We start from the raw sequence: 11,045 nt of genomic DNA, 5'->3' as shown, positions 1-11,045 counted from the left end.
CGTCATTCGCGCCCTCCAGCGCCTCGGACGGGAAGGCCAGCGCCCAGGGGCCGACGGCGCGGCGGGTCAGGTCGTTGATCGCCTGCCGGATCTGGGTGCCCTTCAGCTTCAGCATCGAGCTTTCCGCCCCCGGCACCTGGCCCGCTGCCGCCTGCGCCAGCAGCCGCAGGTTGGTCGTGGACATGGCCATCAGGTCGATCTCGACCTGGGCCAGACGGGCGGCGAACAGCGGGTTCTCGATCAGCGGCCTGCCGTTCGCCACCTGCGCCCGCGCGATCCGCTTCAGCGCGGCAAGGCCCGCGGTGGCGAAGCCCACGCCCGCGATGTTGGTGCGCTCATGCGTCAGCAGATACTTGGCGTAGGTCCAGCCCCTGTTCTCCTCGCCCACCAGGTTCTCGGCGGGCACCCGCACGTCGTCGAAGAAGACCTCGTTCACTTCGGGCGTGCCGTCCAGAAGCACGATGGGCCGCACGGTGATGCCGGGGCTGGTCATGTCGATCAGGAGAAAGCTGATCCCCTCCTGCGCCTTGGCGGCGGGATCGGTCCGCACGAGGCAGAAGATCCAGTTGGCGTGCTGGCCCAGGGTGGTCCAGGTCTTCTGGCCGTTGACGATGTAATGGTCGCCGTCGCGCACTGCCGTCGTCTTGACCGAGGCGAGGTCCGACCCCGCGCCGGGTTCCGAATAGCCCTGGCACCACCAGTCCTGCCCGTTCAGGATGCGCGGCAGGAAGCGGTCCTGCTGTTCCTTCGACCCGAATTTCTGCAGCACCGGCCCCAGCATGGCGATGCCGAAGGGCAGGACGCGGGGGGCGTGGGCCAGTGCGCTTTCCTCCTCGAAGATATGGCGCTGGATCGCGGTCCAGCCGGCGCCGCCGAACTGGACCGGCCAGTTGCCGGCAAGCCAGCCTTTTTCGTTCAGGACGGCGTGCCATTCCTCGATCTCGGGCTTGGTCAGCTCCTGCTGAAGCCGGACCTTGTCGGACAGCCGCGCGGGCAGCCGGTCCCGAAAGAACTGGCGGACCTCGGCACGGAAGGCCTGGTCCTCGGGCGAAAAGCTCATGTCCATGGCGGCTTCTCCTCAGAAGATCTCGATCAGCCCGGCAGCACCTTGGCCGCCGCCGATGCACATGGTGACGACGCCCCATTTCGCGCCGCGCCGCTTGCCTTCCAGCAGGATATGGCCCGCCAGGCGCGCGCCGGTCATGCCGAAGGGATGGCCGATCGCAATCGAGCCGCCGTTGACGTTGTATTTCTCGGGGTCGATCCCCAGCCGGTCGCGGCAGTAAAGCGCCTGGCTGGCAAAGGCCTCGTTCAGCTCCCACAGGTCGATGTCATCGACCGTAAGCCCCGCCCGTTCCAGCAGGCGCGGCACGGCAAAGACCGGGCCGATGCCCATCTCGTCGGGCTCGCAGCCCGCTATGGCGAAGCCGCGGAAGGCGCCGAGCGGGGTCGCGCCCTCGCGCGCCGCCACCTCGCCGTCCATGACCACCAGCGCCGCCGCCCCGTCCGACAGTTGCGAGGCGTTGCCGGCGGTGATGAACCTGTCCTCGCCCTTGACCGGCTTCAGCGCGGCCAGACCTTCCAGCGTGGTCGTCGGGCGGTTGCATTCGTCATGGTCGAAGGTGATGTCCTCGTGCCGGGTCTCGCCGGTGGCCTTCTCGATCACGGCGCGGATCACGTCGATCGGGATGATCTCGTCGGCGAACAGCCCCGCCTGCTGCGCCGCCGCGATCCGCTGCTGGGAACGCAGGGAATATTCGTCTTGGGCCTCGCGGCTGACGCCATAGCGTTCGGCCACGTTGTCGGCGGTGTCGATCATCGGCAGGTAAAGGTCGGGCTTGTGCTCCTCGATCCAGGCCTCGCGCGAGTTGCGGGGCGGGGGCTGGACCAGGCTGATCGATTCCAGCCCCCCGGTCAGCACGGCCCGCGCGCCTTCCTGCTGGACCATGTGCGCGCCCATCGCCAGCGCCTGCAGGCCCGAGGCGCAGAAGCGGTTGACCGTGGTTCCGGCGATGCTGACGGGAAAGCCCGCGCGGACGACGATCTGGCGGGCGATGTTGCCGCCGGTGACATATTCCGGGTAGCCGCAGCCCCAGATGCTGTCTTCGATCAGCGCCGGGTCGATGCCCGCGCGTTCCACGGCGACGGCGGCGGCGCGCCCGCCCATGGTCGCGCCATGGGTCAGGTTCAGGCTGCCCCGGCCGGCCTTGCCGATGCCCGTGCGGGCGGTCGAGACGATGACGGCGTCCTTCATGTCGCATCCTTTCCGGTGTTCGCGTCGGCAAGCTTCCCGCCCTGGTCCGCAAGCCGGGCCAGCAAGGGGGAAACCTGCCAGAAATAGGGATCTTCCTGGGCGAAGCGGGCGATGTCGGCCGCGATGCGGTCCAGCCCCTGCGCGTCGGCCCAGTGCATCGGGCCGCCCTTCCAGCGCGGGAAGCCGTAGCCGTGCAGCAGCACCACGTCGATATCCGAGGCCCGCGCGGCGATGCCTTCGTCGAGGATCCTCGCGCCTTCGTTCACCATTGCCGCCATGTAGCGGGACTGGATCTTCTCGGGCGTGAAATCGCGCGGGGTGATGCCCAGATCGCGGCGGATGCCGTCCAGCATCCCCGCCATTTCGGGGTCGGGACGGCCCTGCGGGCTGTCTTCGTCATAGATGTAATAGCCGCGCCCGGTCTTGCGGCCCAGGCGTCCCGCCTCGGCCAGCCGGTCGGCGAAGACCGGCACCCGCTCGCGCGGATCGCGGGTCGCCGCCTTGCGCTGGCGGGTCGCGTAGCCGATGTCCAGCCCGGCGAGGTCGCCCACCTGATACGGCCCCATCGGGAAGCCGAAGCCGACGATCGCCTGATCGATGGCGTAGGGCGAGGCCCCGTCCAGCACCATGTGATCGGCGGCCGTGCGATAGGTCGACAGCATCCGGTTGCCGATGAAGCCGTCGCAGACGCCCGAGCGCACGCCGATCTTGCCCATCCGCTTGGCCAGCGCAAAGGCGGTCGCCACCACGTCCGGGGCGGTGCGGTCGGCCACGACGATCTCCAGCAGCCGCATGACATTGGCGGGCGAGAAGAAATGCAGTCCGATCACGTCCTGCGGGCGCGCGGTCGCCTCCGCGATCAGGTTCACGTCCAGATAGGAGGTGTTGGTCGCCAGCACCGCGCCGGGGCGGCAGATGCCGTCGAGGGTGCGGAACACCTCGCGCTTGACATCGAGGTTCTCGAACACCGCCTCGATCACCAGATCGGCCTCGGCCAGCGCGTCATAGGCCGCGACGGCGCGGAACGCCTGCGACAGCATCCGCTCGCGCGCATCGGCGGCCAGCTTGCCGCGCTTGACGGCGCCTTCCAGCATTTTGCCGATCCCGGCGGCCGCCTTTTCGGCCGCGGCCTCGTCGCGTTCGACCAGCGTCACGTCCAGCCCCGCCGTCAGCGCCGCCGCCGCGATGCCCTGACCCATGGTGCCGCCGCCGATGATGCCGACGCGGTTGACGTCCCGCGGCTTCACGCCGGTCAGGTCGTCGGCCTGCGCGGCGCGGCGTTCGGCGAAGAAGGCATGGATCAGCGCCCCGCGCTCGGGCGTCTGCATCAGGTCCATGAAGGCGCGGCGCTCATGCGCCATGCCCTGGGCGAAGGGCAGCGCAAGGCCCTCGATGATGGTATCCAGGGCGCGGGGCGGGGCCACCTGCCCGCGGGCGGCTTTCGCCACCTTGCGGCGCCAGTCCTCGACCATCCCCGCGTCCACCGGCGGAGCCTCGGCTTCGCCCAGGCGGCGGGGTCCGGTCCCTTGATCCAGCAGCCGCCGCGCCTCGGCCTCGCCGGCGGCGCGGGGGTCGGTTCCGTCTGCCACGGCGTCGATCAGCCCCAGCCGCAGCGCCTCGTCCGCGCCGATCTGGCGGCCCGAGGTGATCAGGTCGATGGCCGCCCCGATCCCCACCGCGCGCGGCAGCCGCTGCGTGCCGCCCGCGCCCGGCAGCAGGCCCAGCGTCACCTCGGGCAGCCCCATCCGGGTGCCGGGCACGGCGATCCGGTAATGGGCGCCCAGGGCGACCTCCAGCCCGCCGCCCAGGACCGTGCCATGCAGCGCCGCGACCACGGGCTTCTCGGACGCCTCGATGGCGGCGATCACGTCGGGAAGACTCGGCGGCACCGGCGGCTTGCCGAATTCGGAAATGTCGGCCCCGGCGATGAAGGTGCGCCCGGCGCAGAACAGCACGGCGATCCGCGCCTCGGGGTCATCGGCCAGGCGGGCGACGGCCTCGGCCAGTCCCTGCCGCACCGCCGCGGACAGGGCGTTGACCGGGGGGTTGTCGATCCCGATGAAGGCGATTTCGCCTTCGCGGCGATAGGTGACGGGGGTCTGTCCAGCCATGCTCAGGCCTCCATGCGGACGGGGCCAGAGGCCTGTCCGGTCAATCGTTCCAGGGTGCGGACCGCGGCGGCAAGACGGGGGCCGACCTCGGTCTCCATGCGCTCGACCGAAGCCTCGGCGGGCAGCGCGCCGCAGGTGAAGACGACGGGCTCGGCCAGGTTGCCGCTGCGGAAGGGCACGGAAACCGCGTTGTAGGCGGCCGTCATCCCGCTGCCCGCAGGGGTCGAGATGAAGCCCTGCAGCGCCATGTCGGCAAGCGCCTGCGGCCTGTCGTCCAGCAGCGCCTGCAGCGCATCCCGGCCCGGCAGGCGCTCGGCGGCGATCCGTCCGATCTCGCCGGGCCGCGCCGCGGCGATGAAGGCCCGCCAGGACGAGAAGGGCTGCAGCGGGATGCGCTGCCCGACCTCAAGCCAGATCGAGGCCACGCGGGTCGGCCGCCAGGTGCGGATCAGGACCAGCTTGTCGCCATCCCGGACCGCAAGGACCACCAGCGTCCCGGTTTCCTCGGCCAGCCGCTGCATCAGCTCATGCGCCGGGACCAGGAAGGACAGCGAGGCCGCCGCCACATGGCCGACCGCCACCAGGGTCGGGCCGGGCCGGAAGCGGTCGTCGCGGGGCGACTGGACCAGGTAGCCCAGTTGCCCCAGGGTGAAGGTCAGCCGCGACACCGTCGATTTCGGCAGACCCGTGCGCTGCGCGATCTCGGCATTGCTCAGCCCGTCGTCGGTGACGCGGAAGGCGCGCAGGACCGACAGCCCCCGGGCCAGGGTCGTCGCGAAACGGGGATCGTTCGGTTCGGTCATCGCTTGGCCTACAAGCCGTTCGGGATGATGGTCGAGATCGCCGGCACAAGGATAAGGATCGCCAGCACCACGATGTCCATCGCCAGGAAGCGCGCCACCCCGGCGAAGATCTGGTCGACAGTGATGCCGCGCCCGGTCACGTTGCCAATGACGAAGACGTTCAGTCCCACGGGCGGGGTGATCAGCCCGATCTCCAGCAGCTTGACCACGATGACGCCGAACCAGATCAGGTCCATGCCCATGCTGTCCACCATCGGGATGACGAAGGGCAGGGTCAGCACGATGATGCCCACGGGGTCGAGGAACATGCCGAGGAAAAGATAAAGCGCCGAGATCGCCACCATCAGCATAATCGGCGACAGCCCGGCTTCGGCCACCCATTGCGACACCATCCCTGCCGCCCCGGTCAGCGCGACGAAGGACACGAAGATCTTGGCGCAGGCCGCGATCAGGAAGATGGCCGCGGTCTGGATCAGGCTGTCGCGGATGGCCGACCACATCGAGCCGAGCGTCAGCGAGCCTTCGAAGAAGCCGATCAGGATGGTCAGCACGACGCTGATCGCCGCCGCCTCGGTGGCGGTGAAGATGCCGCCGTAGATGCCGCCGATGATGACCGTGAACAGCACCACGGCGGGCCAGGCCGACAGCGCCGCCTTGAGGCGGTCGCCCCTGGCGACGGGCCGGGGATCGACCGGCGCGGCGCTTGGATCGCGCGAGGTCCACCACATCACGACGATGATGTAGCCCAGCAGCGTCAGCAGCCCCGGCAGGATGCCGGCCAGGAACAGCTTGCTGATCGAGGTCTCGGTGAAGATGCCGTAAAGGATGAACAGCACCGAGGGCGGGATCAGCGAGCCCAGCGTGCCGCCCGCCGCGACCGAGGCCGTGGCCAGCTTCGGATTGTAGCCCAGCCGCAGCATCTCGGGCACGCAGATGCGTCCCATGGTCGAGGCGCAGGCGATGGACGAGCCCGAGATCGCCGAGAACCCGGCGCAGCCCATCAGCGAGGCGACGCTGACCCCCCCCGGCACGCCGCGCAGCCAGACGTTGGCGGCGTCGTAGATGCGGGTGGTGATGCCGGTGTGATAGGCGATGTTGCCCAGGGCCACGAACAGCGGGATCATCGACAGGTCGTAGGAATGGATCAGCTCGAAGAAGCTGTTCACGACCATCGACGAGGTCGGGTTGATGGCGCGTTCCGGCATGAAGCTGCCGGTGCGGAAGGCATAGATCAGGAAGGTGCCCGCGGTGGCCACGCCCGCCAGCACGAAGGCGATCGGCACGCGCAGCGCCAGAAGAAGGATGACCAGCCCGAAGGCGACAAGTCCGATGGTGGATGCGTCCATCTCAGACAGACTCCTCTTCGGCGTGGCTGGGAACGGTGACGGTGCCGGTGCGGCGCAGTTGCGAGATGTCCTCCAGCGCGACCAGGACCAGGCGGATCGTCATCATCAGAAGACCCAGCAGGAAGGCCAGCTTCATCGGCCAGCGCGGGATGCCCAGAAGCCCGTCGTAGAACTCGCCCGAGGCCCAGGACCCCGAAAGGTTGCGCCAGCTTGCATAAAGCAGCGGCAGCATCGCCAGCAGCGCCACGAACCAGCCGAAGATGATCAGCCTGCCCCGGGTGCGGGGGGACATGCGGTCGGTGACGAAGGTCACGGCGATATGGGCGCGAGCGGCCGTCGCCGCCGCCAGCGGAAAGACGATGGTGGGGATCATCAGCTCGCGGACGATGATGACGATGTCCGGCACGGCCAGGCCGAAGAACTGCCGTCCCAGCACGTTGGCGGTGATCGCCAGCGCCAGGGCCAGCGTCGAGACGACCGCGAATTCAAGCATGATGCGTTCGATGGCCTTCATGGCCGGGACCTCCGGGTTCAGTCGGGCTGCGGTCCCGCCGCGTCGGGGCGGGACCGGGAGGATGGGCGGGGCGCGCGCTTCTGACCGGGGCGGGCGCGCCCGGCGGGGTTCGGGGGATATGCGGTCAGTTGGCCTGCGCGGCCCAAGGATAGCCCTGCTCGTCGCGCAGCGCGGTGAATTCGCCGATCAGCGCGGTGTACCGATCCACGAGGCCCTGGCCATCCAGGCCCGCGGCATCGGCCCGCTGGACCCATTCGTCGATGTATTTCTGCCCGCTTTCGGCCAGCCGCGCGCGATCCTCGTCCGAGATCTTCAGGATGGGCGTGCCCTTGTCCTCGAGGATCTTGACGGACCGGGCGTTCGCGTCGGTCAGGATGCGCCCGAATTCATCGGCCAGCTCTTCGCCCGCGGTCATGATCGCCTGCTGCTGCTCGGGCGTCAGCGAATCGAAGCTGTCCTTGTTCATCATGATGCCCAGGGCGCCGATCTGGCCGAAGTCGATCTCGGTATAGCTGTCGAAGACCTCGTCGAACTTCAGCGACTCGACCAGGTAGGGATAGGTCTGGGTGCAGTCGATCAGCCCGGTGTCCAGTCCCTGGAAAGCCTCGTAGACCGACATGTCGACGGGCGTCGCGCCCAGGTCGTGGAACACCTTGCCATAGGCGCCGACGCCCCGGATCTTCAGCCCGCGCACGTCGTCGAGGGTCTCGATGGTCTTGCCCTTGCAGCCGACCTGCACGGCCGAGGTGGTGTAGGTGCCGACATAGACCAGGTTCTGCCGGGCGAGGTTCTCGCGGATCTGCTCGTTCTCGCGCATCAGCCTGTCGGTGGCCTTCATGCCCACCCAGGGGTCGGGGTTCGGGATCGGCAGGTCGGCCAGGCCATAGGTGATCATGTCCTGCGGGAAATACACGCCGATGACCGAACCCATGTCGGCGACGCCGTCGCGGATCGACTGGACGGCGACCTTTTCGGAAAACAGCGCGCCGCCCCAGTTCACGTCGATGGTGAGTTCACCGTTCGTCCGTTCGGCGACCTGATCGACGAACCACTGGGTGGCCTCGGCCCGCACGCCGCGGTTGGGACCGGCCTCGCCATAGATCAGCGTCATGGCCATCGCCGCGGACGAGGCCGAGCAGAGCAGGCCGAGGGTCAGGAAACTTGTTGTCAGAAAGCGCATGATGATTCTCCTCCCGTTCCGCAAGATGGCACACTGTCCCACATAATGGAACAACCTTGCATCGCCTCAAGCGAATTTGCGAGAGTGGCACCGGGGATTCGCAGAAAGGACAAAGAGCCGTGTTCACCTTGGCAGGGAAGGGCGCCGTCTTCATGTCCGGCCACGATGCCTGCCCCTGCTGCGGCCGTTGGCGCAGGCCCGCTGCCCGGATGCCCGCCTGAATGCAGGTTCTGCCCCCGCCGGAACGCTCTGCCCGCACGCTGGTCGCACAGGGCTGCATCATCGTCGTCATCCTGGCGTCCCTTGCCGGCATCTTCATCCACTCTGCCGCCATCGGCCTGACCGCCGGCGCGGCGCTGGCGGTCTTTCTTGTCCTGTGCTGGCGGCAGTTCACCATCGCCACATGGCTGACCGTCGGCCTTTGCGCCCTGCTGCTGGCCGTGGCGATCCTGCGCGGCATCGACATCGACACATTGTCCCGGGGGCTTGAGCGGATGGCCTTCCTGGCGGCGCTGCTGGCGCTGCTGGGGGCGCTGCGAGTGGTCGCCTCGGAGGCGCCCGAGGTCGTCCGCGCCGGGCGCTATCTCACGACGCGCCCCCCCGGCCGGCGCTATCTGGCGATGAACTTCGGCGGCCATGTCTTCGGCGTCCTGATCAATCTCGGCGGCATCGCGCTGCTTCTGGACATGACGCGGCGGTCGCTGGAGGAGACGAGCGCCCATCTGCCCCCGGACCTGCGGGAATGGCGGCTGCGCCGGATCACGACGGCCGTGCTGCGCGGCTTTGCGCTGGCCCCGCTCTGGTCGCCCATCGGGCTTGGGCTGAACGCCCTGCTGCTGGCGATGCCCGGGCTGGAATATGCCGACATCGGCCCTGCGGGGTTGCTGGCGGCGGCGTTGTTCCTGGCTTGGGGCTGGTTTCTGGACTGGGCAGGGGCGCCGCGCATCCCGCTGACGTCGCGGGCAACCCCTCGACCGGATGCCGCCGACCGGGGCGGGGTTGCGCTGCTGGTGCTGCATGTGGCGCTGCTGGCCACGCTGGTCTTCGGGCTGCACGCGGCTACCGGGCTGCAGTTCCAGCAGGCGCTGCTGATCGCCGTGCCGGGCTACGGCCTGGCCTGGGCGGCATGGATCGGGCGCAGCGGTCCGGGCGGCGCGGGTGCCGCGATGCGCCGTGCCACTGCCGGGACGGTCCGGCGCTTTCCCCTGGCCGCCGCCGAGATCGGCGTCTTCGCCTCGGCGGGGCTTCTGTCGGTGCTGGCGCTGGAACTGCTGCCGATCGACCGGGTGCAGGCGCTGGTCGCCACGCTGATCGGGGCGCCCTGGCAGATGATCGTCCTGCTGAACCTGTCCATGTTCGCGCTGGCCACGGCAGGGGTGAACCCGATCATCACGGCATCCGTCCTGGGCGGCCTCGTGACACAACTCGACGTGCCGGGACTGAGCGATGCGGCCGCAGCGCTGTGCCTCGCGGGAACCTGGAGCTGCGTCATGGGCTTCACGCCGCTGATGACGACGGTGGTCTATGCCGGCGCATTGGTCGGACGGCCCGCGGCGGTCGTGGGCTTCCGCTGGAACGGGCTCTACTGCCTGTCAGGGCTGGCCCTGTGGACGATCGGAATGGCGCTGCTGGTGGAGTGGGGCCTGATGTGAGGCTCGACCCCTCTTCTTCTGCGACCTTGGGCAACGGCGCGTGGATGCTGGCGATCGAGGGCCGCGGATCGAGAAGGGCCAGACCCTCAACCAGTTCGACCATCTCCTTCGGGAAGGTGCGCGTCCCGGCTTACGGCCGGCGGACGCGCAGAACCCGCAGGTCCGTCCGCACGGTCGCGGGCCAGCCAGCGGCGCGCGGTCCGGATCGGGAGGCCGGCCTCGGCTGCCACCCTTCCCAACGGCACCTGAAGGTAGGGGCGCGGGCGCCGCAGGGCCATGCGGCGGGCGAGGTCCGCTCTGTCCAGCTTCATCCTCCGGTCCTCCGTCATGATGGCCTTCCGGTCCGCAAGGGGATCCTCTTGCGGACGCTTCTCGACGTCAGTGGCCGACTGTCCCGGCGAGGCTCTCTCATGGCCCGGGACGCACCCGACATCCCCTTGCGGACCTTGCTCGCCTGGCCGTGCTCAGTCTGCCCTTGAGGACAGCATGCCGCTCGCCCGCATGGCAGTTGCGACCGGCACGCCTTGGTGAACGGCGGCCGCAGCGCGGACAAGTGCAGGCCTCAGCCGAGCCAAAGCGAATTTTTCAACAGCCTGGAATGTTTTCGGGGAGGCCCTTCAGCCCATCGGCAACGGCGATCAGGATATCCTGGACGCCCCGGTTGCACAGCTCGTTCATCACCGAGAGCCAGAACTTGGCGCCCTCGCTGTCGACAATCCAAAGCACGAGAACCTCGCGCTTGCCCTCGTGGGCAACGTCCAAGGCGATGTAGATCGCGTTCGCCATCGGACCCGGGCCGATGGCGCCTTGATGGCTCACTCCTGACCATCCGGTTGTCGGCATCGCGGATCTTCACCCGGAAGGCATCGATGATGGAGGAGGATCAGAAAACGGGGGCGGGGGCCCGTTTTCCCGAGGATGGATCGGATACGTCCGGTGCAGCGCCAAGGTCGCTGCCAAGCCCGGACTTTCTCCAGCACGGCATCGTTCGGCGGGAAAACGATTCACCGGATCGTTTTCATTTCCGCCTCACCCCGGCTGATCAGGTCCGGCGAGACCCGCAGCCCGTAGAGATCCTCGAGATGCGCCCGGATGTCGCGCACCGACAGCCCGGCATCGCCGAGCAGATCCTCGGGCCGCTTGCAGCCCTTCAGCAACTCGTCATCGTCCTTGCTCCTCTCAGGA

Annotated in this window: 8 protein-coding genes and 1 pseudogene; 1 reads left to right on the top strand and 8 read right to left on the bottom strand. The window is 68.8% G+C overall.

Going from position 1 to position 11,045, the window contains the following annotated elements:
* The 7 genes from Q4F04_RS11390 to Q4F04_RS11360 all read right to left on the bottom strand — a co-directional run.
* A partial coding sequence (locus tag Q4F04_RS11390; RefSeq protein WP_303369946.1) for an acyl-CoA dehydrogenase family protein occupies window positions 1-1,066 on the bottom strand: 1,066 nt, incomplete at its 3' end.
* Between the two features lie 12 nt (window positions 1,067-1,078).
* Window positions 1,079-2,254 carry an acetyl-CoA C-acyltransferase gene (locus tag Q4F04_RS11385; RefSeq protein WP_303369945.1) on the bottom strand — a complete coding sequence of 392 codons (1,176 nt, stop codon included), beginning with the start codon at window positions 2,252-2,254 and terminating at the stop codon, window positions 1,079-1,081.
* Window positions 2,251-4,365, bottom strand: a complete 2,115-nt coding sequence (locus Q4F04_RS11380) for an FAD-dependent oxidoreductase (protein ID WP_303369944.1) — start codon at window positions 4,363-4,365, stop codon at window positions 2,251-2,253. The genes Q4F04_RS11385 and Q4F04_RS11380 overlap by 4 nt, the downstream gene beginning before the upstream one ends.
* A gap of 2 nt (window positions 4,366-4,367) precedes the next feature.
* Window positions 4,368-5,168: an IclR family transcriptional regulator gene (locus tag Q4F04_RS11375; RefSeq protein ID WP_303369943.1), complete on the bottom strand. Its 801-nt coding sequence runs from the start codon at window positions 5,166-5,168 to the stop codon at window positions 4,368-4,370.
* Between the two features lie 8 nt (window positions 5,169-5,176).
* Window positions 5,177-6,514 (bottom strand): TRAP transporter large permease, encoded by a 1,338-nt coding sequence (locus Q4F04_RS11370; RefSeq protein WP_303369942.1) that lies wholly within the window; start codon window positions 6,512-6,514, stop codon window positions 5,177-5,179.
* A gap of 1 nt (window position 6,515) precedes the next feature.
* Complete coding sequence (locus Q4F04_RS11365) at window positions 6,516-7,028, bottom strand: TRAP transporter small permease (protein WP_303369941.1); 513 nt, start codon at window positions 7,026-7,028, stop codon at window positions 6,516-6,518.
* 124 nt (window positions 7,029-7,152) lie between these two features.
* Window positions 7,153-8,208 (bottom strand): C4-dicarboxylate TRAP transporter substrate-binding protein, encoded by a 1,056-nt coding sequence (locus Q4F04_RS11360; protein WP_303369940.1) that lies wholly within the window; start codon window positions 8,206-8,208, stop codon window positions 7,153-7,155.
* A gap of 221 nt (window positions 8,209-8,429) precedes the next feature.
* Between Q4F04_RS11360 and Q4F04_RS11355 the strand changes: the two genes are divergently transcribed.
* Window positions 8,430-9,860 (top strand): hypothetical protein, encoded by a 1,431-nt coding sequence (locus Q4F04_RS11355; protein ID WP_303369939.1) that lies wholly within the window; start codon window positions 8,430-8,432, stop codon window positions 9,858-9,860.
* A gap of 597 nt (window positions 9,861-10,457) precedes the next feature.
* On the opposite strand, the pseudogene Q4F04_RS11350 reads toward Q4F04_RS11355, so the two are convergent.
* Window positions 10,458-10,972, bottom strand: a pseudogene (locus tag Q4F04_RS11350) (transposase); the annotation flags it as partial.
* Window positions 10,973-11,045 lie beyond the last annotated feature (73 nt).

Source organism: Paracoccus sp. (in: a-proteobacteria) (genome assembly GCF_030536915.1).
Taxonomy (GTDB): Bacteria; Pseudomonadota; Alphaproteobacteria; order Rhodobacterales; family Rhodobacteraceae; genus Paracoccus.
The sequence above is the reverse complement of the archived record's forward strand: the minus strand, read 5'-3'. Positions and strand labels throughout refer to the sequence as shown.

What these genes read in the sequence shown, in the direction of transcription:
- Q4F04_RS11385 (WP_303369945.1), bottom strand. Translation starts at nt 2,254, where the DNA reads ATGAAGGACGCCGTCATCGTCTCGACCGCCCGCACGGGCATCGGCAAG.
- Q4F04_RS11380 (WP_303369944.1), bottom strand. Translation starts at nt 4,365, where the DNA reads ATGGCTGGACAGACCCCCGTCACCTATCGCCGCGAAGGCGAAATCGCC.
- Q4F04_RS11375 (WP_303369943.1), bottom strand. Translation starts at nt 5,168, where the DNA reads ATGACCGAACCGAACGATCCCCGTTTCGCGACGACCCTGGCCCGGGGG.
- Q4F04_RS11370 (WP_303369942.1), bottom strand. Translation starts at nt 6,514, where the DNA reads ATGGACGCATCCACCATCGGACTTGTCGCCTTCGGGCTGGTCATCCTT.
- Q4F04_RS11365 (WP_303369941.1), bottom strand. Translation starts at nt 7,028, where the DNA reads ATGAAGGCCATCGAACGCATCATGCTTGAATTCGCGGTCGTCTCGACG.
- Q4F04_RS11360 (WP_303369940.1), bottom strand. Translation starts at nt 8,208, where the DNA reads ATGCGCTTTCTGACAACAAGTTTCCTGACCCTCGGCCTGCTCTGCTCG.
- Q4F04_RS11355 (WP_303369939.1), top strand. Translation starts at nt 8,430, where the DNA reads ATGCAGGTTCTGCCCCCGCCGGAACGCTCTGCCCGCACGCTGGTCGCA.